Consider the following 25,334-nt stretch of genomic DNA (forward strand, 5'->3'; position numbering starts at 1 on the left):
CCGGAAATGAAGATCGAGGATGAATTTATCGATGTTGCTGCCTGATGCTGTGCCTGCTGCTGTTTTACTTTTGGCTGCTATCTTGGATTATTTAATTGGCGATCCTTGGGGTTGGCCGCATCCGGTGCGGGTGATGGGTTGGCTAATCGATCGCTACACTCAAGTTGTGTTTAATATATGGAATAATCCGACAGATGAGATGTCTATCCTACCGCTCCGCTTGGTAGGTACAATAGGCTCGATCTTGCTGGTTATTGGTAGCGGAACTTTGGTTTGGTTAGCGGTGCAAGTTGCTAACTGGGTTGACCCTATTTTCGCGATCGCACTCGAAAGTATCCTTTTAGCAAGCTGTTTTGCTGGGAAAAGTTTAAGGGCTGCCGCACAAGATGTGCTACATCCTTTAAATGAGGGGGATTTAGTCAAGGCACGCCAAAGGTTGAGCTTTTATGTCGGCAGGGATACAGAAAATTTATCTGAGCCAGAAATTCTACGGGCGGTACTAGAAACTGTAACGGAAAATGCTGTCGATGGGGTAATGGCTCCGCTATTTTATGGGGTAGTTGGGGTTGCAGCGAGTTATATATTATCTGTTAGCGGTGGGATGTTTGCAGCGAGTGAAGGGTGTCTCTGTTTGGGGGTGGCTTTTGCGATCGCCTATAAAGCAGCGAGTACATTAGATTCTATGGTTGGCTATAAAGAAGCACCCTTAACTGATTTAGGCTGGTTCAGTGCCAAACTTGACGATCTACTTACCTGGGTTCCCTGCCGTTTAACTGTAATTACGTTAGCTTTTCTATCTGGCAAACCGGGCTATGTTTGGCGAATATGTCAAAGAGATGCCATTAAAGATGCTAGTCCTAACTCTGGCTGGAGTGAATGCGTTTATGCAGCAACTTTGGGTGTCCAGGTGGGAGGTACTAATTCCTATCGGGGGGTTCTCAAAAATAAACCGCTTTTAGGCGAAGCGATCGATCCGATCGCGGCGGAAAAAATTAATCAAGCTTTACAACTGACCAGATATTGCTTTCTGATCTGGTTGGGATTATCATTTTTGCTTTATACTTTCTTCTTTGTGTTTTGACTGCTGGCCAGTTTTGCAGTCAATCGCCAACTCCCAGCAAGCAATGACTAAAATTGTTCAAATTTTATCTTCGGAAGAACTGCGCCGCACTGTCAATCGCCTCGCTTCCCAGATTGTAGAAAAATCTGGCAATCCCAAGGATTTGGCATTGTTAGGAATTTATACTAGAGGTGTAGCCTTGGCGCAGATGTTGGCGACCCAAATTGAGATGCTCGAACAAGTGCAAGTGCTTGTGGGGGCTCTAGATATTACTTTTTACCGGGATGACTTAGATCAGATTGCGATCCGCACGCCGGCAAGAACTGATATTCCTTTCGATCTCAGTGGCAAAATTGTGGTGCTGGTTGATGACGTTATATATAAAGGTAGGACAATTCGCGCGGCTTTGAATGCAGTGACAGAGTATGGTCGGCCGGAAATAATTTGGTTAGCTGTGTTAGTCGATCGCGGTCATCGAGAGTTACCAATTCACCCTGATTTTACGGGTAAAAAGTTGCCGACTGCTAAGGAGGAACAAGTTAAGGTTTACATTCAAGATTTGGATGGACGCGATGGAGTGGAATTAATTAAGGGTTAACTGTTAACCGTTAACCGTTAACCGTTAACTGTGTAAAGAGCGATCGCACCCAAGTTGTAGGGTGGGCGATCGCTGACTACCATCTGAGGCTATGAGAAAGATCGCTTTTGTAAGACTTACGCATGGAGTCTCAGAAACCGGGTTTTGGAGAACACCTGTGGGTCACAAAGAAGTATTTTCGTAAAAAACCCGGTTTCTTTGGTTGGGTACGTAAGTCCTGTTATTGCAACGATCGCCCACCTTACGTTCAGTTAACAGTTAACAGTTAACAGTTAACTATTAAAGAGCGATCGCACCCAGGAACCGATCAGAGCGTTTACCTGTTCTGGTACTTCGTCGTGGGGACAGTGGCCGGCGCGGATAAAATGTTCTGTTAACTGAGGATAATGTTGGCGAAACTTGGCGCTTCTTTCTTGTGAATTCATCCAAGGATCGGCTTCTCCCCACAACATTAACAAGGGACAGCTCATTTGACTGAGCAATACATCTATTTTTTCCCCTTGAGGTGTCCTAAAGACAGAAGCAAATACTTTAACTGCACCGCGATCGCAGGAAGGAAGATAAATCTCTTCCACCAACCGATCTGTCACCGCACTTTGGTCGAGATAAACTTTTTCTAGGGTTTTCCGAATTACCGATCGCTGCCTAATATACTGAAATAATAGAAAACTTGCCCAATCTTGTTGAAATAAGACCTTAGCTAGGGAGGCAAGGGCTTTTTGCAAGGGAGGCGCGTCGGGGGCAGGTTGTGGCTCGCTAAATGGCCCGGCGCTGTTGATTAAAATTAATCCTGCGGCTGAGGCTGGACGTTGAGCGGCGACACACAAAGCTGCATAACCTCCCAGGGAATTCCCAGCTAATACTGCTGGCCGACCAATAACATTGGTGATGAAATCATCAAGTTGGTCGCGCCAAAGATCGCCGCCATACTGCCATTCTGGTTTAGCTGAACGCCCAAATCCTAAGAGATCGATCGCCCACACTTCAAAATCTTTGCTCAGTTCGGCGATATTCTTTCGCCAGTGGTCGCAAGATGCGCCAAACCCGTGAATTAATAGCAGGGGAGGGCGTTGGGGGTGCGTTTCTCCGGCACGGATGTAGTAAATTGACTGTCCCCGCCACTGCCAGTAAGTGCCGGGTATAGATGCTGTGGTAATGGCTGGGGTTGCCTGCATGATGTAAAGATTTAATAAGTTATTTGAACCATTGTATCGAAAAATCGGGAGGGGGGAGGGATGGCGATCGCCTAGTGTTCGGTCTGCTGAAGAATATTTTCCCAAGCTATTCTCTTTTGTTAAGTATTTTGATAATCTAGGAATATAAGTAGAATTGCAATGTTCAGTTAAGTGGACATATTCAATAAGTAGGGGAGCCAACTATGCAGGGCGTGAATGTTATCCACCTGACAGTTAGGGAGTTTTCTGAGTGATTGCTTTATCTCCGCGCCCCGTAGGGCGCAAGTGGGTTACGGTTAGATTCGCTTCTACCCTCTACCTTTGTCCTATTTTGGATCTGCTTTTAGCAGAGGTTCCGGCTCCGTGGAAAGCGGAACTCCGGTTGGGACTTCAGGAAGCTTTGGTGAATGCTGCTAAGCATGGGAACAAATTAGATCCCAGCAAAACAGTTGCAGTACGTTTTTCCTTTATGTCAAATCAATTGTTGTGGGTGATATCAGATGAGGGCTCAGGCTTTTGCGCCCCTTGTGAATGTAGTATCCCCCCATCTATGTGCGATCCACATACAGATAACTTTACCCCCCCCCATGTTGAACAAGAATGTGGCAGGGGGTTATTTATTCTTTATCAAATTTTCGATCGGGTGGAGTGGAACTCTCAGGGTACAGAGTTAACTCTGTGCAAAGAAGTTGACCGCCGTTCTCGGTTGCCTTATGTGCGTTAGGGTTTAATCAATTTTGAGTTTTGAGTTAATGAAGAAGTTTATTAGCTCAAAGCTGAAGGTGAGCGATCGCTTACTTTTATACTCCTACAATCTCACAATGCGGAACTATTTACCGTGTCCGTGAGTGGGACAAGGGGGAGCAGAGATTGACTTATCTAGCCAGCCTACTGCTTGACTGAGGCGGGGTAGAGCTTCCTCTGTTTGGTTTTTGAGCAAAAATACTAAGGCGGCTGCTGCTTGTTCGCTGGCGCGAGCTGAGCGGTTAGCTTTGAGTCTATGCCAATCTTTTTCGGAGATGGCTAGGCGCTGGGCTAGTGCTTGGGCGAGTTCGATTGTGCTAAGTTCGTTGAGGTTGATGCTGGGTGATGATTGGGTAGTTTTTAGCATAGTTACTAGGGAGATAGTTTGGTTTATATCACTGAGAGAGATTTAAAATTAATTCACTTAAGGTTTTTAGTATACCGCAGAGAAGAGTAATAAGTAATTTGCCGATATTTTTTCTTAATTATTGTCAGGGTATTAAGGATGAAAACTGCTCAAGATTCGTCGGGTGATAGTGAAGCGGAGTTGGAACAAGCATTGCAGGAAGTGGAGCGATCGCTTGCGGATGTTAAGGAACGTTACGAACAGGTGAAGCGCGATCGCGATCGACAGGTTGAACTGGGACATCGACGGGAGGATATTCGTCAGCAACAGCGTCGAAATCCTTTACCTGAGTTTAAGGCAGAATTGCGACAAATTCAGCAGGAATTGGAAACTATAGAACTTAATTTGGAAAGTAGTTTGTTTAGCTGGGGAAGTTTGAAGCAACCTTTTTGGCAGGCTGTACGGTTTGGGGGTGTGGGAATTATTATTGGTTGGATGTTGAAGTCTTTTGTGGGGTAGGTGCGATTGATGTTTTGCTGAGATGTGATAGCGATTCATTTAAGGTAGAATGCTTAAGGAGTTGGGCAAATGTGCTTAGTCTGTATGGGAAGTAATGCTTGATGACCAAGAAAAATACACAGTCTGATGAGGGGATATTCGATTCTGCCCTGGCTCACCAACGTTCAGTATCAGAAACCTTCTTTCTTGATTTTTCGGCAGACCAAACAATTGCCCAGAATCTTCACCAATCTGATGAAGCTGTGCAGCGTCGGATACGCCAATTCATGCAAGATGCTAACAGTCCAACTCAGTTTTTATTTGATTTCAATACATACGGAAATAATTTCGATGAAGAAGTCGCAGCAGATTTAAGCACTGGGGCAATTGCAGCCATTGACTCTACAGATGTTTTACCTATTACTGACTTAATGACCACATCTTTTTATGGTGTTGGAGTTGGATGTATTACAAGCCAGAATCGCCATAAACCAGAGTTTGTTTTGACTTGGACAAATGCTAAATATGCAACACCTGATAAGATTACCGCGAATGATAACGACTTGTGGAATTTATGCGACGACTTAGATAATGCTCGGCAGACGAAAGGATCTTGGGCAACTACATTTCGAGAACACCAAGAACGAAAAGTCGCAATTGATGATGATAAGTGTAAACAAGATATCGTGCTACTAGATGGACCTATTTTTACTCAAAACCTGATTACCCAGCATTCAGGACGAGAACTTTATTCTGAGATGATGCAAACAGGGAAGCGTTTTATTGGTGTAATCAAAGATTTGGGGAGTTCATGGGCAATTAGTAAGTGGACAGCCATGAGTTTAGAAAGAGGAGAAGGATTTGTCCTGTGTCCTATCCAAGACCAGTATCAACGACGCTTTAGAGATAACAGAAGCATTAATAACTGGATTGGTGCATTACCTGGGCAGTATGTCCGGGTCGTGTATCGTCCTGCTGAGAAAGCATTTGCCTTTGAATGCGCTCTAGCTGACTTATCATACGCAGTCAGCTTATTGCGCCAAGATGCTAGTCCAACAATTAACCACGAAATCCCGCTTTTGCTGGAAACGGTTGATTGGCATCTCAGAGGAAGCAACAACTCCCAGGCAATTAAACACTCCTTTATTAGCGAAATCCAGCGCAATAACTATCGTATGGGAGTAGATATTACAAATGAAGGTAACTACCGATGACACTCATTCAAATTCCTGACACGATCAATTCTGACTTAAGTTTAATTTGTGGCTACACTTTTAATCAGCCTGAGTTATCAGCTAACGATTTTGTAATCGTTGAAGATCGCGCAAGTCGCAGGAACTATTTTGGACAAGTTGTTGGGCCACAAGCGAACTTAAATCGCTCGGCACTTGGCCCACAAGATAATTCCACAATCAATGCTTTTGAGCAGTTAGAGCAGAATAACTATGCTCGTGAAGTTGTAGTTCGAGAGGTTTATTTTTATCAGGTAAACTTAATTAAAGACATTTCACAATATCCACCAAGTAGCGTTCGTCGGCGACCCCAAATTGGATCTATTGCAAGACAAGCAACAGAAAATGAGATTATCAGATACTTAAGCTTGCCTCCTGTGGATGAACGTTATCGAATTGGAAAAATTATCGATACAAATATTGGTATTTATCTTAATTCAAGAACACTTTTCTATCAAAGCTTGATTGCTGGTGCAACTGGGAGCGGAAAAACTAATTCTTGTGCTAATTACATTCGGGCAGCATTACAAATGGGTTTTGCAGTGATTATTTACGATCACAAGCCTGATTATCAGCATATTAATAGACCTAATCAAGAAGCAACAGACATTTTAAATGGGAATGGTCAAACAGACCAAGACACAAACTGGATTGAAGGAATAAACGCTAATTTTTACTACTTGGGTGATGAATCAACTGCCTTTCAAGGTACTCCAATTGCTATTCCAGCCTCAGAGTTCGATCCAGCAGTTCTGGCAGCAGTAATGTACTATCCTCCTAATGAAACTAACTCCCGTGAAGAATTTGAGACTTTATTAGAAGAATTCGACGATGAGCGACACGCAGATCAGAATGGTAACGAGCCATTAATTTGGACGCTAGGAGACTTTTTTCAATGGGTAACTAGCAACCAAAATCCTTGGCAGCCACCTGAACACGCCAGAGAGCGACTGGGAGGAAAACAAGCATCAACTTACAAAGCGATGGTCAGTAAGATGCTTCGCCGTAATCGTCGTCCCGCTTGGGTTGACGGTGGACTACCAATCCGTCCAACGGCAAATTCTAGCGGTACTAGAGGCAGAAGATCCAGTCCGAGTGCGGCTGTATTTGGTCAAGATCAAACCCCTCAACAACCACAATGGTTCGATCCTACTAATCTATTACAACCTGGAAGAGCGTTAGTTATCCGTGTGGGACAGGCCAGTGGAGGACGTGACTATGGATTGTTCCTTAACTATATGCTTAAGCGAGTTTACGATCTTAAGGAGCAACGCCAGATTACTTTCCCCGTGCTGCACCATATTGATGAAGCTCAAGACCTCTTCAATGGTAGTAAGCAGTTTGCCTCTGCAATAGGTAATGTACTTAGTGAAGGAGTGCGTAAAGGCAGAAGCCGACAAATTGCTTTTACGATTGCTGTTCAGAGTGCTGCTCAGATACCTGATGATATTTTGAATAATTTAAACACTCGCATTATTCATCGGCATAACCGAGCCAGTGAAGCGCAAAGAGCATTAGAGAAAGCCGCAGATGCCCAAATTTCCATGACTAAGAATTTTGGGCCTGGTGAGGCACTTGTCGATCTATTTGGTGCTTCAGCAGTAGTTAATGCCAGAATGCGTTTATCGCCTTTTCAGCTTACTACTGAGGAGTTATTGCAGCAGCAAGAACAACCAGCCCAGGCACTACAACAAACCCAAGAAGAAGATATAATAGGATTCTAATTGCAAAAACAGCGCCGCACATCTTCTCAATTGATGCCAAAGAAAACTTATAAGTGAAAGATATCGTGAAATTGGAAAAAAATCGCTCAGCTATCATTCCCACTGTTATTAGTGGCAATCAGGAAACTGCTGTGATTGAGTATTTGGAAGCTACAAGAGGTGATATAACCGAAGCCAAGAGCTTAGAAGAGGTACAAGATGTTTTACAAAAAGTCAATGCACTAGAGGCTATTTCAAAAAAATTTAGATTAAGCAAAGAGGTACAGCTAGATGCTACTGAATTGAGGATCAGAATAGAGCGACGGCTAGGGGAAATGTTGAAAGCTATAGATAAAGATAAAGGAGGGAGAACACAAAAAACAGACAGTTTAAGTGACAAGCTTTCTTCTTCTAATCCTACTCTCTCAGACCTTGGCTTAACTAAAAACGAATGGTTGAAATTTCAGCAACTTGCAAGCGCTCCAGCAGAAATTTTTGAAGCTGTAATTACTGATCTGAGGACTGAAGCGATCACCAAAAGACAGACGAATTTATCCACAACTACTATACTGCGTGCTCTTCGCCATCAACAAAAAAAAGATAGTGAACCACTATTTACCCCTATCATTAAGCCTTCTGATAATTGGAATTTTAGCACTGTTCAATACGGTCGAATAGATGAAAAATTGGGGGAATACAGAGGTTACATTCCTGGTGAAATTTATGCTAACTGCTTCTGGTACTACGTCAAGCCAGGGGATTTAGTCATTGCACCAATGGCAGGCTCTGGTCAGGCTTGGCGAGTATATGAAGCTCGTCAAGAGTGGATGGGTCAGCACGTTTACGATTTTGAACTCAAGATGTTTGATTTAACTCCACACGGGCAGTACAAAGATTTAATTACTCAACATGATTTGATAAAAAAATTTCCGGTTGAAAACCCTGATTACATTGTTATGGACATTCCCTACTATGGAATGGTTGTCCAACAATATTCTAATAATTCGGCAGATTTAGCTAATATGTCGTTAGAAGATTGGCAAATAGCAATGACTACAATTGCAAAAAATTGTGCCGCAGCACAACAAACAGGAACCCTTTGCACTGTAATTTCGCCGAACTATCGAGATGTCGCTAAAAAGCAAATTTTTATGGTTACAGACATAATCCGCTCTTTGTGGGAGTTGGCTGGGTATATTCTTTACGATAAAGCTTATTCAAGCCGTAGAATTCAGCAAAGTCAAACTCCCCAAATGGCTAGAATGAATAATCAAGCTAAAGCCAATCAAATTATGCTGACTGATATTACAGAAATTCTAACATTTCGGAGAGTTTAATTGGAAATGCGATCGCGCTCCGTTAAGTTCCGTGCAGTAAATTGTTAGACTTGCGATCGCGCCTTCACTCCTAAAAGCGATCGCACCATCTCACCCTCACTTTTATGCAATAGACCTTTACACTTTTGCCTATTTCCGATAGAATAGACATAATGTACAAAATCACCAAACTAAACAAGGGTCATGCGTAGTTACACTCTTATAGAAGCTCAGAACCGACACGAGGAAATATTTGACAAAGCTGCTTTAGAGCCTGTTCTACTCACCAAGCAATCGCAGCCAAGCCACGTAGTTATGTCTGTTGATACCTATAAACTTTTGATAGAGAGACTGACACAACTTGAAGATATGGCTTTAGGTAAAGCAGCAGAAGCAGCATGGAATAACTCTCAAATTGTAGGTACAGAAACCTTTGTAGAAACACTCAAACAATTGGCTAATGGCGAAACTTGATGGTCTACAAACAGTTCTCGATTTTCTCAACGGTTTGCAACCTAAAATTGCCGCTCAAATTGCGAAAAAAGTCTTAGCCCTGAACGTTAATCCCTTGCCTAATGACAGTAAGGAACTAATTGGCTATTCAGGTTATTATCGGGTAGACAGTGGTGAATATCGCATCGTTTATAAGTTTAGTCCAGAGGAAGATTTGGTAGAAGTTATTTTGGTTGGCAAACGTAACGACGATGAAGTTTACAAAAAACTAGAACGCCTTTTCTAAACTATCGCCCCTTTTTAAGACCATAGAAAAAAAGATTTGTCAACAGTTTCATATTTACCCAAAACTGTCAATGGTATCACTTCCCCACTTTCAAGTACATCAACAGACACCCCATCTCTAATCAGAATTTTAAACAATTCAAGCAATTTGAAGCGTGCTAGGTTCAGGGATAGATTCACCTTCGGCTTCCCAAGCTTCCAAATACATTTCAATCACTTCTTCGCCATTATGAATTGCTTCCTCACGACTTTGACCGTGAGTACAAGGCATCACCACGCGATCGGAAAACTCTGGAATTGTGACTAGGAAAAGTCCATCTTCATCAGACCATTGAACAATCATACTGTATCGACTCATAAACCCTCGCCCTCCCTTAACTCATTGATTTCAGTTAATAACTGCGCTAACTGCTTTTCTAGGTAGAGTGGCACATCATCTCCATCTTTGCCGGGAATTGTCAATGTTTTTCTCAGCAGTGGATGTCGCCAACGTTCATGGCTACCTTTGCCGCGCTTGGGTAGATAAACAAAACCTTCACGCGCAATTTGACCTTTCAACTCTCTAATTTTCCTGGGCATGGTTTTGTCTACTTCTCTACTCTATTGTATCACTTTTTTTCCACCCCTCCAAATAGGCAAGTTTAAACGATTGAGCAAAAGTGATAACTTTCAACGATTTAGCTGTGCGATCGCTTCATTAACAGTACCTCGAAAGACATTTCCCGATTGATAGTCTTGTTTTCCTTGTGCAATATTAGCAGCAATTTCGGTGCGACGGCGATCGCGAAGTCTCCGCTGCATGATGAAAAGTAGAGTAGTTTGCTCGTCAATAGACAAGGTTTCAATCGCGTCTAAAATACTGTCAAATGTTACGGCTTGCATAGTGAGTTAGCTTTGGCGGCGATGATGATCTGTCTTATTTTACTAGATTTTAATCTAATTTGCTGAAGACTAGACAATGAAAAAAGCGATCGCCTTCCCACTCAAATCGCACTCTATCATACTTTCAAGGATTCTCGCTGATGCTGTTTAGAAGGCACTCCATAAGCAGTATAAGGTCTAACATCAGGTGGTTGAAGTCCCAAAACAATTGATTCAGGAGGAATACCCCCTGCAACTAACTCCTCAGCAATCAGGCGATCGGTATTATTTGCTTGAATCCACACCTGACCGTCAATAATATCAATATGAATTACGCAATGGTGAATGCGTTGGTCATTAAACCAACCTATATTTAGTAACAGATAGCGGTCATTTTCCCCATCAAAAATTGTTTCATTTTGCGTCCCACTGTCAAAACCTGGAATCTCAGCGTATTCAGTAAGCATCTGCTTAACCAGTTGGCGATAATTATTTAAGCTATCCATTGTACTATTTCCTCCGTTTTGGGATTGAAAACCACAAGATTTAGGCGGTTATTGTCTAACAATATCTGACCAAACATTTCTCCTTCAAAAAGCTCGGTAAAAGCATTTAGTGGAAGTGCAAGATAATGTGTACCACGTCCTCTCAAGCGAGAACTTACTGACTATCAAGTACGAACAGTAGTAGAAATGGGGTCAGGGAAAAAAGATTATCGCTCTATCTTATGTTAAAATGATGTTAGAACATTGGAGGTTTTCCCATGATTCAAGCGATATCTAAGTTGATAACTTTCGAGGAGTTTCTGGAATGGAAACCAGAAAACGGACGCTTTGAACTACATAACGGAGTTATTGTTGAGATGCCTAATCCAACTGGTAAACATTCAGCGATCGCAGGTTTTCAAACAATCGAATTTGGCTTTGAAATTAGGCGATTACAACTTCCTTACTTTATTCCCAAGGAATGTACAATTAAATTAAGCGAAACTGGCTACGACCCGGACGTGGTTGTATTAGATAAACAAGCTGTAGCTGCCAATGAGTCTCGATGGGAACGAGAATCAGTCATTACTCAGGGAGATTCTGTTAAGTTAGTAGTTGAAGTTGTTAGCACAAATTGGCGCGACGATTATGCACATAAAATGATAGATTATGAAGCATTAGGCATTCCTGAATACTGGATTGTCGATTATTTAGGTTTAGGCGGTAGCCGTTATATTGGTTCTCCTAAACAGCCTACTTTATCCGTTTGTCATTTAATAGAGGATGAATATCAGATTAGGCTGTTTCGGGGAGATGAAAGAGTTGAGTCGGCGGTATTTCCTGAGTTGAATTTGACAGCGGAGCAAATTTTTAATGGTGGGTAAGTCTTGAGGATATCAACCTGATTATACTAAAAGACATTTGAATAATAAAATTGCGATTTTCCGTTACGTTAATTTATGAAAGTTACCAACGAATACTTGGATGAGTTAAAAGAGTTGAAAATCTTGGGGTTTTTTAGCCTTAGCGATTCCACATAACAGGGTCAAAAATCTGGCAAGTGGTCAAAGAGTTTGGCAATTGAACTATAACACCTATCCAAAATCGAAGTTATGGCTTCATTGGGTTAGGAAAGTTTTATAATAGAATAAACAGATACAACCTCAATCGATCCCACTCTTAAAAAATATGACAACACAACGGATTGCAGTCATTCTGCGAAATGGTCAACCTGACGAAAATGTAACAGTTCAAGGTTGGGTTCGCACCAAGCGGGAATTGAAAGAATTTGCCTTTGTCGAAGTTAACGACGGCTCAGCAATGGCTAATTTACAAGTCGTAATCAATCTAAATTTACCAAACTATGAGCACATTGTCAAGCAATTAAATACAGGTGCATCCGTCGAAGTCACGGGAGTATTAGTTGCTTCCCCAGCCAAGGGACAAAGAATAGAATTGAAAGCCTCGGCGGTGACAGTTTACGGCGATGCAGATCCGCAAACTTATCCCTTGCAGAAAAAGCGTCATTCCTTTGAATTTTTGCGGACGATCGCGCACTTGCGATCGCGCACAAATACCTACAGTGCCGTATTTCGCGTCCGTAACGCCTGCGCTCATGCCGTCCACCAATTTTTTCAAGAACGCGGTTTCCTCTGGGTTCACACTCCCATTATCACCGCTAGCGACTGCGAAGGTGCCGGGGAAATGTTCAGCGTTACTAACTTCGATTTGAAAAATATTCCCCGCAACGATCGAGAACAAATTGATTTTACCAAAGACTTTTTTGGAAAACCAGCTTATCTCACAGTTAGCGGTCAATTAGAAGCAGAAGTCATGGCGATGGCCTTCGGGAATGTCTACACCTTTGGCCCGACTTTCCGAGCGGAAAATTCCAATACTTCCCGCCATCTAGCCGAGTTTTGGATGATAGAGCCAGAAATGGCATTCTGCGACTTAGAAGGCGATATGGATTTAGCAGAAGCCTTCCTAAAACACATTTTTAAATATGTGTTGGAAACTTGCCAGGAAGATATCGAATTTTTCAACGAGAGGATTGACAAGACAGTTTTGGCAACGGCTGAAAATATTATCAACAATCAGTTTGAGCGGCTCACTTATACCGAAGCAGTCAGGCTTTTGGAGCAAGCAGATAAGCAATTTGAATTTCCTGTAAAATGGGGTTTAGATTTGCAGTCAGAACACGAGCGCTATTTAGCAGAAGACCTGTTTAAAAAGCCTACAATTGTCACCGACTATCCAGTAGAAATCAAAGCATTTTATATGCGCTTGAGCGACGATGAAAAAACAGTGCGGGCAATGGATGTTTTAGCGCCGAAAATTGGAGAAATCATCGGCGGTTCCCAGCGGGAAGAAAGATTAGATGTACTCGAACGACGCATCGAAGCGCAGGGAATGAATAAAGAGGATTTGTGGTGGTACTTAGATTTGCGGCGCTATGGCACAGTGCCTCATGCAGGCTTTGGTTTAGGATTTGAAAGGGTGGTGCAGTTTATGACAGGAATGGGGAATATTAGAGATGTAATTCCTTTTCCTAGAGCACCTTTGACGATCGATTTTTAGATTCGGGATTTACAATACTTGATGACTTAATTCAATCAACCAAAATGACTCAACTCAATCATAAAAAAACAAGCAAGTCCACCAATATCCAATTACCCAAATGTCCCACGGGAATTCAGGGACTAGACGAAATTACTGGAGGTGGACTACCAAAAGGACGACCTACCTTGGTTTGTGGTTCTGCTGGCTGCGGTAAAACTCTACTAGCAATGGAGTTTCTAGTTCGTGGCGCGACAGAATACAACGAAGCAGGGGTATTTATATCCTTTGAAGAAACCGTAGAAGAACTCACCCAAAATGTCACTTCTTTGGGATGGGATTTAGATCGATTGGTAGCCGAAAAAAAGCTCAGTATTGACTGTTTGTATATCGATCCTTCCGAAATTCAAGAAACTGGTGAATACGATTTAGAAGGGATATTCATTCGCTTGGGCTATGCGATCGATAGCATTGGTGCGAAACGGGTAGTTCTAGATACAATTGAAGTATTATTTTCCGGTTTATCCAATACTGGCATTGTCCGGGCCGAATTGCGTCGTCTGTTTCGTTGGCTCAAAACCAAAGGTGTTACTGCTATTATCACAGGTGAACGAGGTGATAATAGCCTAACTCGTCAAGGCATAGAAGAATACGTCTCTGATTGCGTCATTCGTTTAGATCAGCGAGTTTATGAAGAACTCTCTACTCGGCGGCTGCAAATTTTTAAATATCGAGGTTCTCAACATGGTAGTAACGAATATCCTTTCTTAATAGAAGAAAATGGTATTTCTGTCTTACCAATTACCTCCATTGGACTAAATCATAACGTTTCTAGCGATCGCATCTCCAGTGGCATCCCGCGTCTAGATGCCATGCTGGGAGGAGAGGGCTACTTTCGCGGTAGTAGCATTTTGATCACGGGGATGGCTGGGACAGGCAAAAGTACGATCGCCGCTGCTTTCGCCGCCGCCACCTGTCAGCGCGGAGAAAAGTGCTTGTATCTCGCCTTTGAGGAAGCCCCCCAACAAATTCTCCGTAACATGAGATCGATCGGTATGGATTTAGAGCTTTATATTCAACAGGGATTGCTACAGATTCAAGCATTACGTCCCACCGCTCATGGTTTAGAAGTACATTTAGTACAAATTCATCGATGGATCAACTATTTTCAGCCTACTACCGTCATCATCGATCCGATCAGCAACCTAACTTTAACTGGCAGTCTTCTGCAAGTCAAAGCCTTCTTTATGCGCGTAATTGACTACTTAAAATCGCAACAAATCACAGTCTTAATGAACAACTTAATTAGTGGCGGAACTCCCCTTGAAAATACAGAGATCGGGATTTCTTCGCTGATGGATACCTGGCTAGAGGTGCGCGTAATTGAAAGCAACGGCGAGCGGAATCGCATCCTGCAAGTGATCAAGTCTCGCGGGATGGAACACTCAAACCAGGTGAGAGAATTCCGGTTGACCGCTCAAGGCGTGGAATTGGTAGATGTTTACTTAGGACAGGACAAGGTACTAACTGGAACCGCCAGGGCAATTCAGGAGTTAGCCGACAAACAAGCAAATATACGACGGCAGCAAGAGATTGCTAACCGACGGCGAGATTTAGAACAGCAACGGCAAGTCATTCAAACTCAAATTGTTACACTACAAATGCAGATGGAGGCAGAAAAAGCAGAACTCGATCGCCTAAATCAAGAGGAGAATATGAATAAAGTCGGGTTTCTTCAGGATCAAAAGATCATCGCGCAACTCCGTCGGGCTGATTAACCAGTTACTACATTTAGAAAACAGGGAAATAGCAATCATGAATCAACAGAGTGAACTGAATTCACCTAAATTAGAGAGATGGGAACTGCGATTGTACATTGCTGGCCAGACTCCCAAATCAGTGAGAGCTTTTGCCAACCTGAAAAAGCTCTGTGAAGAATACCTCCACGCTCAATATCGAATTGAAGTCATTGATTTATTACAGAACCCGGAGTTAGCAAAGCAAGATCAAATTCTGGCAATTCCCACCCTAGTGCGAAAACTGCCGCAACCGATTCGGCAAATCATTGGGGATTTATCTAATCAGGAAAAAGTTTTACTAGGACTTGATATCGCAAAGGTTGAGGAATGAAAAAACACTCTGAACACAGACAATTGATAGGAAACAGTAATGGTGAATGAAGTACCGCCGGAAGACAATCAGCTAGTGGAAGAAGACAACAATAATTTGATGGCAAATTTTGAACAAGCGATCGCGGAACTGGAACAGCAACATTACTGTCTCCGCTTATATATTGCGGGCACAACTCCCCGTTCGACGAGGGCGCTACAACGCATCAAATCTATCTGTGAAACTTATTTACAAGGACGCTATGACTTAGAAGTGATTGATGTTTATCAGTCCTCGGAACAGATGCACCTAGATAACATCGTTGCCATCCCCACCTTAATCAAGCAACTGCCTCTCCCCCTGCAACGCATGATTGGGGATCTGTCTGATACCGAAAAAGTGTTGTTTGGATTAGATATTGTACCTAAATAAAATACTCTCTTAACCCTGGTACTGACAATGGAAAACACCAATAAATCCCGAACAGAACTATTAGCTGAAATTCAATCTTTGCGCGAACGGCTGACCGCAAGCGAGGATATCGTGCGAGCGATTCAGCAAGGTGAAGTGGATGCCTTGGTTATTTCTACTCCCCAGGGTCGAAAAGTTTTTACCCTTCAGAGTGCTGACCTGTCCTACCGATTGTTAGTTGAGGAGATGCAACAAGGGGCTGTAGTCCTTTCGACCGATGGGCTAATTTTGTACTGCAATAAAAGTTTTTCCAATTTATTGAAACAACCGTTAGAGAAGCTGATAGGTTCATATTTTCAATTGTTAATTTCCCCCCATGACACCCCTCTATTCCAGGCACGAGTTCAACAAGCAGAAAAGGGCGAACGGCATCCTGTAGAGCTGTTTCTAAATACCCGCGATGGCGTTGAAATTCCTGTTTATTTATCCATCAATCATCTGCTCCTTGATGACACCCCAATCGACTGTCTTGTGATTACTGATTTAACCGAACAAAAGCACCATGAAAAGACTCTTGCTGCCGAAAGATTGGCGCGTTTAATTCTAGAACAGGCGGGAGAAGCCATTCTCGTTTGTGACGATACCGGACAAATTATTCGTGCTAGTGCAATCGCCCAACAACTCTGGGGAGAAAATCTACTATTTCAACCCTTTGATAGACTGGGAATTTTCAGTTTTTTTCAATCCAATTTTTCCTTAGTTATAAGTCAGGAAAAAATCTTATCAGCGGCAGATATTGCCCGTAATTCCCCGGTTAAAGTTCCCTTTTCAATTACACCGGTGCTGCATGGAGAAACCTATAAGGGGCTTGAGGTTGAATTTGAACGCCGGGATGGACAAGTTTTAAATCTGGTCTTAAATGCTCGCCCTCTAGCTGACCAGGACAATAACTTTAGAGGAGCAGTTGTAATTCTTACTAATATTACCCAACGCAAACAGGCTGAGAATGCCTTGCAAGCAGTCAAGAACAATCTAGAAATAAAAGTTGTAGAGCGTACCCAGGAATTGCAGGTAGCAAACTATCGCTTACAACTCGAACTCTTGGAACGGGAAAGACGAGAGAAAATCCTTCAAGACCAAGCACAATTAATCGATTTAGCTCACGATGCCATTCTCACTGTCGATTTGAACGATGTCATTACTTTTTGGAATTACGGTGCGACGGTATTGTATGGCTTTTCTAAAACCGAAGCTTTGGGAAAAACTCTAGCGCAATTGCTGTCAACCAACTTTCCTAAGCCCTTAACAGAAATCAAGAAAGAACTATTTGAGTATGGGCGTTGGGAAGGCGAACTTATTCAACAGAGAGGAGATGGTACATTAATATTTGTCGCTAGCCGTTGGACAGTGCAACGGGATTTAGCAGGTAAACCGAAAGGAATCATGAAAATTAACGCAGATATTACTAAAAGTAAGCAAGCAGAAAAAGCGTTAATTTATTCTAGTTTACGGCTATCTAAAATTTTAGATATTGCTAAAGATGCGATTATTTCAGTTGACAATCTTCAAACAATTACTCTATTTAATAAAGGAGCAGAAAAGATTTTTGGCTATAGGGCTGCTGAGGTATTGGGAAAATCCCTGACTTTGTTATTACCTTCTCGGTTTGACTCTGTTTATAGCGAGAAATTTACTAATGTTCCTCAGTCTGGTGAGAGAACCCGCAGGATGGAAGAGCGGAATGAAGTTTTTGGTCGCCGCAAAGATGGTACTGTATTCCCGGCTGAAGCTTCTATTTCTAAGCTGGAATTAAATGGAGAAAAAATATACACTGCCATTCTGCACGATATTACAGAACGCAAGATTGCTGAAACATCACTGAGAGAGCGAGAAGAACGCTTCCGCAAAGTTTTTGAAGAAGGGCCAATTGGCATGGCAATTGTTGGTTTGGATTATCGGTTTATTAAAGTTAATCCAATGCTGTGTCAGATGGTGGGGTACTCAGAGTCAGAACTGCTCCCACTGACGTTTACCGATATTACCCATCCCGATGATTTAGAAAAAGATGTGCAATTAGCACAGCAGTTATTTCAAGGAGAGATACCGTTTTACCAAATTGAAAAACGTTACTTTAAAAAGAACCAAGAAATTCTTTGGATTTCGCTAACAGGTTCTATCGTTCGCGATGAAGATGCCCAGCCTATTTACTATCTGGCGATGATTGAGGATATCACCGCTCGCAAACGCGCTGAAAAATCTTTGCGACAATATGAGCGCATAGTATCCACAACCCTTGATGGAATAGCACTGCTTAATCGCAATTACATTTATCAAATTGCTAATCCAGCTTACCTGTCTTGGTACAACAAATCCTCTCACGAAATTATCGGACATTCAGTGATAGAGATCGCGGGTCAACAGATATTTGAAACTTTGAGGCCTTCGCTAGATCGAGCTTTAGCGGGAGAAACTATTCAGTTTGAAAAATGGTTTGAGCATTTGCCAGGGGGCAAAAAATTTCTGAGCGTTACTTTTACACCTTATTTTGCAGCAGAACAAGATATTTCAGGAGTGTTAGTTAGCCTGCGCGACCTTACTAAACTTAAAGAAGCAGAGAATTCTTTACAGGAGAGCGAATCAACGCTGCGAAGTTTCTTCAACAGTGGTGCAATGCCGATGGGTATTGTTGAACTTCATAATGGAGATATCTTGCACATTTCCGATAATTGGGCGGCGGCTCAGTTTTTTGAGAGTACCCCAGAAGCTATGCAAAATCAGTTTGCTAGTGCGCTGGGATCGCCATCAACCACTATAGAGGAATGGACTACCTATTACCAACAATCTCAACAAATTCAAGCTCCAGTTCGATTTGAACATTTCTATGAGACTTCGACAAAGCAAGGATGGCTTTCTATGAGTGTTTGCCCGATCGAAGTTAGTCCCAGTGGATATCCCCGATTTTGCTATGTGGCTAAAGATATTACCGATCGCAAACGCACCGAAGCTGCTTTAGCCAAAAGTGAGGAACAACTGCGGTTGACGTTGGATTTTACCCATATCGGCACTTGGGACTGGAATGTGCCTACAAATGAAGTGAACTGGAATGACAACCATTTTCGTTTGCTAGGAGTAGAACGACAACAAGCAAGCGATCCTTATCAGCTATGGCGCAAAGCAATTCATCCAGAGGATCTCGACAGAATCGAACAGGCGTTATCAAATGCGCTATTCCAGCATACTGATTATGAAGCTGAATACCGGGTTGTCTATCCCGATGGTACAGTTCGCTGGCTGGTGGGGAAAGGACGCGGGATCTATAACGAAGCGGGTGAACCGCTGAGAATGCTGGGGGTAATTTTCGATGTCAGCGATCGCAAACTTGCAGAACAAAGGTTAGAACTTCAGGCTGTAATTACCCGCAGCATGGGAGAAGGTATTTGTTTAGTAAGAGCCGATAATGGATTATTTGTCTATACTAATCCTAAATTTGAGCAGATGTTTGGTTATGATGCTGGGGAAATGAACGGTCAGCACGTTTCGATCGTGAACTATGGGAATGAACAGATAGATCCCGAAGAGGTAAATCAAGCCATTCGCACTGCTGTTTTACAAAATGGGGAATTTTCATATCAAGTTCATAATGTCAAGAAAGATGGTACTCCATTTTGGTGTAGTGCAACTTGCTCTGTATTTAAGCATCCTGAATATGGCAATGTTATGGTCGCAGTCCATCAAGATATCACCGATCGCAAACAAGCAGAAGCAGCTTTGCGCGATAGTGAAGAAAAGTTTCGTCAGTTTGCAGAGAATATTCAGGATGTGTTCTGGATGACAGACAACCAAACGCAACAACTTCTTTATGTGAGCCCTGCTTATGAAATTATTTGGCAACGTAGTTGTGAAACCCTCTATTCAAACCCATTAAATTGGTTAGCGACTATTCACCCAGACGATCGCCCACAAGTCGAAGCTGCGTATATTGAACAGCAAAAAACAGGAATTTACGATCGAGAATATCGGATTGTGCGACCAGACAATTCCATCCGCTGGATTCGCGATCGCGGATTTCCGATTAGAGACGAAGCCGGCAACATCATACGGATGACTGGTATTGCCGAAGACATTAGCGATCGCAAGCAAACTGAGGCAGAACTGCGCGAACTCAATCTTGCTTTGGAAAATGCGGTAGAAGGAATTGCACGATTAGACGATCGTGGATGCTACATCTCCGTCAACCGAGCTTATGCAGAGAAATGCGGTTATCAAGTTAATGAAATGCTTGGTATGCAATGGTCGCCAACTGTACACCCTGAAGATCGACCCAAAATGTTAGCTGCTTATCAAGAGATGCTAACTAAAGGTAAGGTAGAAACTGAAGCCAAAGGCTTACGCAAAGACGGATCTACTTTTTACAAGGAATTAGTAATGATCTGTGCCTACGATAGACAAAATAAGTTTGTGGGTCATTACTGTTTTATGAAGGATATCACCGAACGCAAACAAGCTGAGGCAGAACTCGCTGCTGCTAAAGAAGCAGCCGTTCGGGCCAACCGTGCTAAAAGTGAATTTCTTGCCAACATGAGCCACGAAATTCGCACCCCCATGAATGCTATTCTAGGTTTTAGTGAATTGTTACAAGGATCGATCTCTGACCCCCAACCTCGTGCTTATCTTAACTCAATTACTGCCAGTGGCAGAACGTTACTTGCCCTGATTAATGATATACTCGATCTTTCCAAAATCGAAGCAGGTAAGCTACAACTCCAATACGAACCAGTTGATGTGCGATCGCTAGTTCGGGAAATTCAGGAAATTTTAGACCAGAAAGCCCTTAAAAAAAGTTTGTCTCTCCTAGTAGAAATCGATGAAAACGTACCCACAGCCATTCTATTTGACCCCATACGCCTGCGCCAAATTCTGTTCAACACAGTTGGTAATGCCCTGAAGTTTACAGAAGCAGGATTTGTCAAAATATCTGTACGCGCGCAACTAGATTTATCCCCTGGATCGAATCGAGTACAGATAGAAATTACCATCGCAGATAGCGGGATTGGCATTTGCTTAGAGCAACAACAGAGTATTTTTGAAGCCTTTAAACAAAGCGAAGGACAAAGCACTCGTAAATATGGAGGTACAGGTTTAGGTTTAGCAATTACTAAACGTCTTACAGAAATGCTCGGTGGCACAGTCAGGCTCGAAAGCGAACTGGGCAAAGGGAGTGCCTTTACTTTTATCTTCCCCAATCTTATAATTACAGCGATAGAAACGCGATCGGTTGTGCCTTCAAAATTAGATGAAGATTTAAATCAATTTGGAACTGCAACGGTGCTAGTGGTGGATGATGTTCAATATAACCTCGATTTGATTGCGGGATATTTTGCAGGTAGCAAACACCGCCTGTTGTTTGCACAAGATGGACAAGAAGCGATCGAAGTCGCGCAAACAAATTGCCCCGATGCGATTCTCATGGACTTGTGGATGCCGAACATGGACGGACTACAAGCGATACAATTGCTGAAACAAAACAAAAGAACTCAAAATATTCCCATTTTGATCGTAACTGCCGTTTTGCGACTAGAGGACGAAATTACCGTGCGCCCTCTCTCCCAAGGATTCTTACGCAAACCCGTTAGCCGTTCGCAACTTGTCTCCGCGTTAAAGCAAATTTTACCCCAGGAAACTAATTATTTTACTCTTGATGAAGCGCCCATAAATCCTAACCAAATCGAGCGAATTCAAGCAGATCCCAAAGCCTTAGCAAAGCTTCCAGAATTAGTCGAAAAACTCCACCAAGAAGAAGAAAGCACTTGGTTAGAATTGTGTAAAACCATGAAACGGCGAGATATCCAGACCTTTATGGAACGTTTGCGAGAGTGGGGGCACGAATACCAATGTCAAGCACTCCTCGATTATACGACTACCTTAGAAAGTCAGCTAGAAACCTTTGACTGGGAGCTATTGCCTAAGACCATAGAAAAATTTCCCGAAGTGAGACTTCAATTATTATGACATCATTCAAACCAGAAAACTGCTTAATTTTAGTCGTAGATGATGTTAGCGAGAATCTGCAACTAATTGCTTTAATCCTAGAAAAAAGAGGTTATGAAACCACTTTTGCTACTAGCGGACAGCAAGCTTTAGAGCGCGTTCAAACTGCCCATCCCGATCTAATTTTATTAGATTTTATGATGCCACATATGAATGGCTTGGAAGTTTGCGAACAACTGAAAGCTAATCCTGATGTAGCAGAAATACCGATCATTTTTCTCACTGCTAGCCACGAGCAAGAGCATTTAATCCAAGCCTTTGAAAAAGGGGCAGTTGATTACATTACCAAACCCTTTAGTAAAGCAGAGCTACTCGTCCGGGTGCGAACGCACTTAGAGTTAAAATATATGCGAGAGCAATTGAAAAAGTCGTTACAGGAGCAAGCACAATTAACTAAAGAGTTACAAAATTTAGCTAATACAGATCCATTAACGGGAGTGTGGAACCGTCGTTATTTGTTAACTTTATGTGAGGCAGAGATCGACCGAGCTTGCCGATACAATCATTTGTTTTCTGTATTAATGCTGGATCTGGATAGATTCAAACAAGTTAATGATATTTACGGACACGCTGTAGGAGATGAAGTGCTGATCGGGATGACAAATATTGTCAAAAATTCTTTACGAAAAGTAGATTTTTGGGGACGCTTTGGGGGAGAAGAATTTGTCGTAATTCTACCAGAGACTAATCTGGATTCGGCCGTAGGCGTGGCTGAACGTATCCGCGAAACCCTGGAAAAGGCAGAGTTTCCGATTCAAGAAAAACAGGTGAAAATTACAGTTAGTATTGGAGTCTCTACCTATCAATTGGAGGATCAAAAGATCGATCTGGTACTTCAACGAGCTGACAAGGCCCTTTATCAAGCCAAAAATCAAGGGCGCAACCGAGTTGTTGCCGATCAGTAACCGCTTTCGGCGGTTAGGGGCTAGGGGCTAGGGGAAGAGAGGGGGAGCAACTTAATCAATTAAAAATTAAAAATGCAAAATTAAAAAAAATGCAAAATTAAAAATTGTGAGATTGAATTTTTAATTTTTAATTTTTAACTTTTAATTAATCGGAGGGGAGGATGGGTAATTAGCCATGAGCCATAAGCCCTTAGCCATTAGGACTTACGCTTATGGCCCCAGAAGCCGGGTTTTTGAGAGAATCTGTAGCTGAGAACGAAGTATTTTTGTAAAAAACCCGGCTTCTTTGGTTGGGTGCGTAAGTCCTGGTTATGTAATCCGTTGTAACTCATAACTTCAAATTCATAACTCATAACTTCAAACTCCTCAAGGATTACTGCCAGTGGCCGCCCGCCACCTGCGGTCAAAGTCTGCGAGCACCGTTGGAGAAAGTTGCGATTGTAGCCAGTCTAAGGACTGATCTTGGTTGGCTAAGCCGCGATAATATTTGCAAACGTCGATCAGTCGGATGCTAGCTGTGGTTTCGGGTACGGGTACTTGACCCCGCCACCTTTGGGCAAATTCAGTCAAAATTTTGGCGGAAAGTTGCGATTGCAGCCAGTCTAAGGACTGGTCTTGGTTGGGTAAGCCGCGATAATACTTGCAAACGTCCAAAAGCCGCACGAAAGTAACTTGGGGTAAGGATTGATTGCGCCACCTTTGAGTAAATTCGGCCATGAGTGAGGGGGCAATTTGGCTTTGTAACCAGATCAGGGCAATATCTTGGTTGGTGTTGGCTTTATAACTCAGGCATACGTCAATTAGGCGGATTCCCCCCATGGGTAATGGGGTGGGAGTGGGGGTGGGTAATGGTGTGGGTTTGGGGGCGGGTACGGGTGACGGGGCTGGGGATGGTGAGGGAGTGGGGAAGGTACCGCTGGGAAATTTACTCAGGAGGGCTGTTAGTGTTTTCAGGCCAACGATGCCGTCGGCTTCTAGTCCCTGAGATTTTTGAAAGGCGATCGCAGCGGATTTGGTGCTGGTACTGTAGTTACCATCTATAGTCCCCTGATAGAATCCTTTATTTTTTAAGTGTTTCTGGATTTCTTGGACTTTGGGGGCGGGGCTACCTTCTCGCAAGCTTTCAAAGATGTTAACGTCTACCGACCCCGCTACTCCGCCGACACTGCCTTTGTCTGTATATTGCCAGAATGTCCAGGTATTCCAACCGCCAGGAACCCAAGGTTCTTGGGCCGTAGTGTAATGGGCTATCCATAGAGGGTAATCGCCAAAACGTTTGGTGCCTAAGTTGTCCCAGAAACCAGGGTAGGTGTAGATGATCGGTCGCATTTTGGTGGCTTTTTCGACTGCTTCGAGCCAAATTGCCATGCGATCGCAAATCTCCGTTGCCCCCAAACCGCCTGTACTCTCTACGTCTAAAACTGCGGGCATATCCCCCGGTTCTAGCTTGACTGTTTTTAGGAACAAATCAATTTGCCCTTGAATGCTGCTGGCCGGTCGAAAGAAGTGGTAAGCGCCGCGCTGAATACCCGCTGCTTTCATCGCCGCCCAATTCCGGGCGAAGGTTTCGGCTACGAAGGTTGTACCTTCTGTTGATTTGACAAAGGCGAAGGTGATGCCGCTGTTGGCAACTGCTTGCCAGTTTACGTTTGGTTGGTAGTCGGAAACATCTATACCGCGAATGCTCATAAAGTTTGCAGAAATGTTTTAAAAGTTTGTTTGTCTGAAGGTGACACAAGATTAAGGGTACATTGAAGGGGACGGAAAGTTTTGAGTTTTGAGATTGCTTCGTTCCTCTCAACGCTAAACCCGGCAAGTACGCTACCTAATACGGTTTTGAGTTTTGCTAAATTCTATGTTAAACCTGCTCCCTGAACTGTGGCATCCCCCCACTAAACCACTAAATTCTGTACTATAAAGTGTTAGGGCTCACAGAATAGGATTAACAACCAATATTGTGATTTTACAGGAGTTTGTAAAAGTGAACATCAGTCGTATTGAACCGGGGCCTGGTCAAGAGTCTGTCTGGGATTATCCGCGTCCACCTCGGATTGATGACTCAAGCAAGCACGTCCAGGTAATTTTTAATGGTATGGTTATTGCTGATACTCATTCCAGCAGGCGGATACTAGAAACGAGTCATCCTCCTATTTACTATATCCCTCCTAGTGACATTCAGATGAGTTATTTGCTCAGAACTTCGAGGACATCTTGGTGCGAGTGGAAGGGACAAGCGGGATATTACACTATTAGTGTGGGGGATAAGCAGGTTCCTGATGCTGCTTGGTTTTATCCTAATCCAATTCCAGCTTTTGAGTCTATTCAGGATTATGTAGCTTTTTACCCCGGTTTGATGGATGCCTGTTATGTGGATGGGGAATTGGTACAAGGGCAGTTGGGCGATTTTTATGGTGGTTGGATTACTAAGGATATTGTGGGGCCGTTTAAAGGCGGGCTTGGTACTTGGGGTTGGTAGGTAATAAAAATATCGCAACTTGCGCTTGAATTAGGGATACATCATGGTAATTGGTAATTGGTAATTGGTA

At 42.9% G+C, this 25,334-nt stretch carries 24 protein-coding genes; 17 read left to right on the forward strand and 7 right to left on the reverse strand.

The window, feature by feature from the left end; genetic code table 11:
- Positions 1–19: 19 nt before the first annotated feature.
- On the forward strand, positions 20–1,081 hold the full coding sequence (gene cbiB, locus PN499_RS13760; protein WP_272032530.1) for an adenosylcobinamide-phosphate synthase CbiB: 1,062 nt from the start codon (positions 20–22) through the stop codon (positions 1,079–1,081).
- Positions 1,082–1,124: 43 nt separating this feature from the next.
- Positions 1,125–1,658 (forward strand): bifunctional pyr operon transcriptional regulator/uracil phosphoribosyltransferase PyrR, encoded by a 534-nt coding sequence (pyrR, locus tag PN499_RS13765; protein WP_019487233.1) that lies wholly within the window; start codon positions 1,125–1,127, stop codon positions 1,656–1,658.
- A gap of 272 nt (positions 1,659–1,930) precedes the next feature.
- Here the strand turns inward: pyrR and PN499_RS13770 are convergent, their stop codons facing one another.
- Complete coding sequence (locus PN499_RS13770; RefSeq protein WP_272032555.1) at positions 1,931–2,833, reverse strand: alpha/beta fold hydrolase; 903 nt, start codon at positions 2,831–2,833, stop codon at positions 1,931–1,933.
- Positions 2,834–3,083: 250 nt separating this feature from the next.
- Between PN499_RS13770 and PN499_RS13775 the strand changes: the two genes are divergently transcribed.
- Positions 3,084–3,557 carry an ATP-binding protein gene (locus PN499_RS13775; RefSeq protein WP_007357443.1) on the forward strand — a complete coding sequence of 158 codons (474 nt, stop codon included), beginning with the start codon at positions 3,084–3,086 and terminating at the stop codon, positions 3,555–3,557.
- A gap of 105 nt (positions 3,558–3,662) precedes the next feature.
- On the opposite strand, the gene PN499_RS13780 is transcribed toward PN499_RS13775, so the two are convergent.
- Positions 3,663–3,944 carry a DUF6439 family protein gene (locus tag PN499_RS13780; RefSeq protein WP_007357444.1) on the reverse strand — a complete coding sequence of 94 codons (282 nt, stop codon included), beginning with the start codon at positions 3,942–3,944 and terminating at the stop codon, positions 3,663–3,665.
- Between the two features lie 138 nt (positions 3,945–4,082).
- Here PN499_RS13780 and PN499_RS13785 point away from each other — a divergent pair, with 138 nt between their 5' ends.
- From PN499_RS13785 to PN499_RS13810, 6 genes are all read left to right on the forward strand, one after another.
- A complete protein-coding gene (locus PN499_RS13785) occupies positions 4,083–4,442 on the forward strand; it encodes a sll0565 family protein (protein ID WP_272032532.1) in 360 nt (119 codons plus the stop codon).
- A 101-nt stretch (positions 4,443–4,543) separates the two neighbouring features.
- Positions 4,544–5,635 carry a hypothetical protein gene (locus tag PN499_RS13790; protein WP_272032533.1) on the forward strand — a complete coding sequence of 364 codons (1,092 nt, stop codon included), beginning with the start codon at positions 4,544–4,546 and terminating at the stop codon, positions 5,633–5,635.
- A complete protein-coding gene (locus PN499_RS13795; protein WP_272032534.1) occupies positions 5,632–7,377 on the forward strand; it encodes an ATP-binding protein in 1,746 nt (581 codons plus the stop codon). Before PN499_RS13790 ends, PN499_RS13795 begins: the two co-directional genes overlap by 4 nt.
- 65 nt (positions 7,378–7,442) lie before the next feature.
- Positions 7,443–8,693: a hypothetical protein gene (locus PN499_RS13800; protein ID WP_272032535.1), complete on the forward strand. Its 1,251-nt coding sequence runs from the start codon at positions 7,443–7,445 to the stop codon at positions 8,691–8,693.
- 183 nt (positions 8,694–8,876) lie between these two features.
- A complete protein-coding gene (locus PN499_RS13805) occupies positions 8,877–9,146 on the forward strand; it encodes a type II toxin-antitoxin system prevent-host-death family antitoxin (RefSeq protein WP_272032536.1) in 270 nt (89 codons plus the stop codon).
- Positions 9,133–9,411 carry a type II toxin-antitoxin system RelE family toxin gene (locus PN499_RS13810; RefSeq protein ID WP_272032538.1) on the forward strand — a complete coding sequence of 93 codons (279 nt, stop codon included), beginning with the start codon at positions 9,133–9,135 and terminating at the stop codon, positions 9,409–9,411. The genes PN499_RS13805 and PN499_RS13810 overlap by 14 nt, the downstream gene beginning before the upstream one ends.
- 138 nt (positions 9,412–9,549) lie before the next feature.
- Here PN499_RS13810 and PN499_RS13815 read toward each other — a convergent pair whose 3' ends face one another.
- From PN499_RS13815 to PN499_RS13830, 4 genes are all read right to left on the reverse strand, one after another.
- On the reverse strand, positions 9,550–9,768 hold the full coding sequence (locus PN499_RS13815; RefSeq protein ID WP_272032539.1) for a type II toxin-antitoxin system HicB family antitoxin: 219 nt from the start codon (positions 9,766–9,768) through the stop codon (positions 9,550–9,552).
- On the reverse strand, positions 9,765–9,989 hold the full coding sequence (locus tag PN499_RS13820) for a type II toxin-antitoxin system HicA family toxin (protein ID WP_272032540.1): 225 nt from the start codon (positions 9,987–9,989) through the stop codon (positions 9,765–9,767). The genes PN499_RS13815 and PN499_RS13820 overlap by 4 nt, the downstream gene beginning before the upstream one ends.
- A gap of 90 nt (positions 9,990–10,079) precedes the next feature.
- On the reverse strand, positions 10,080–10,292 hold the full coding sequence (locus PN499_RS13825) for a hypothetical protein (RefSeq protein ID WP_272032541.1): 213 nt from the start codon (positions 10,290–10,292) through the stop codon (positions 10,080–10,082).
- Between the two features lie 116 nt (positions 10,293–10,408).
- Entirely contained in the window at positions 10,409–10,777 is a 369-nt protein-coding gene (locus PN499_RS13830) for a XisI protein (protein WP_272032542.1), read from the reverse strand.
- Positions 10,778–11,034: 257 nt separating this feature from the next.
- On the opposite strand from PN499_RS13830, the gene PN499_RS13835 reads away from it, so the two are divergent.
- The 7 genes from PN499_RS13835 to PN499_RS13865 all read left to right on the forward strand — a co-directional run bounded on the left by PN499_RS13835 (position 11,035) and on the right by PN499_RS13865 (position 22,788).
- Positions 11,035–11,640, forward strand: a complete 606-nt coding sequence (locus PN499_RS13835; RefSeq protein ID WP_272032543.1) for a Uma2 family endonuclease — start codon at positions 11,035–11,037, stop codon at positions 11,638–11,640.
- 304 nt (positions 11,641–11,944) lie between these two features.
- A complete protein-coding gene (asnS, locus tag PN499_RS13840) occupies positions 11,945–13,336 on the forward strand; it encodes an asparagine--tRNA ligase (protein ID WP_272032544.1) in 1,392 nt (463 codons plus the stop codon).
- A 44-nt stretch (positions 13,337–13,380) separates the two neighbouring features.
- Entirely contained in the window at positions 13,381–15,093 is a 1,713-nt protein-coding gene (kaiC, locus tag PN499_RS13845) for a circadian clock protein KaiC (protein WP_272032545.1), read from the forward strand.
- Between the two features lie 37 nt (positions 15,094–15,130).
- Positions 15,131–15,445: a circadian clock KaiB family protein gene (locus tag PN499_RS13850; protein ID WP_272032546.1), complete on the forward strand. Its 315-nt coding sequence runs from the start codon at positions 15,131–15,133 to the stop codon at positions 15,443–15,445.
- 39 nt (positions 15,446–15,484) lie between these two features.
- Positions 15,485–15,856 (forward strand): circadian clock KaiB family protein, encoded by a 372-nt coding sequence (locus PN499_RS13855; protein ID WP_272032548.1) that lies wholly within the window; start codon positions 15,485–15,487, stop codon positions 15,854–15,856.
- A 27-nt stretch (positions 15,857–15,883) separates the two neighbouring features.
- On the forward strand, positions 15,884–21,844 hold the full coding sequence (locus PN499_RS13860; RefSeq protein ID WP_272032549.1) for a PAS domain S-box protein: 5,961 nt from the start codon (positions 15,884–15,886) through the stop codon (positions 21,842–21,844).
- On the forward strand, positions 21,841–22,788 hold the full coding sequence (locus PN499_RS13865) for a PleD family two-component system response regulator (RefSeq protein ID WP_272032550.1): 948 nt from the start codon (positions 21,841–21,843) through the stop codon (positions 22,786–22,788). The genes PN499_RS13860 and PN499_RS13865 overlap by 4 nt, the downstream gene beginning before the upstream one ends.
- Positions 22,789–23,154: 366 nt before the next feature.
- Here the strand turns inward: PN499_RS13865 and PN499_RS13870 are convergent, their stop codons facing one another.
- Entirely contained in the window at positions 23,155–24,477 is a 1,323-nt protein-coding gene (locus tag PN499_RS13870) for a GH25 family lysozyme (protein WP_272032551.1), read from the reverse strand.
- Positions 24,478–24,769: 292 nt separating this feature from the next.
- On the opposite strand from PN499_RS13870, the gene PN499_RS13875 reads away from it, so the two are divergent.
- Positions 24,770–25,264 (forward strand): DUF427 domain-containing protein, encoded by a 495-nt coding sequence (locus tag PN499_RS13875; protein ID WP_272032553.1) that lies wholly within the window; start codon positions 24,770–24,772, stop codon positions 25,262–25,264.
- Positions 25,265–25,334: the final 70 nt, after the last annotated feature.

The sequence above is a fragment of the Kamptonema animale CS-326 genome (assembly GCF_028330895.1).
Classification (GTDB): domain Bacteria; phylum Cyanobacteriota; class Cyanobacteriia; order Cyanobacteriales; family Microcoleaceae; genus Kamptonema; species Kamptonema formosum.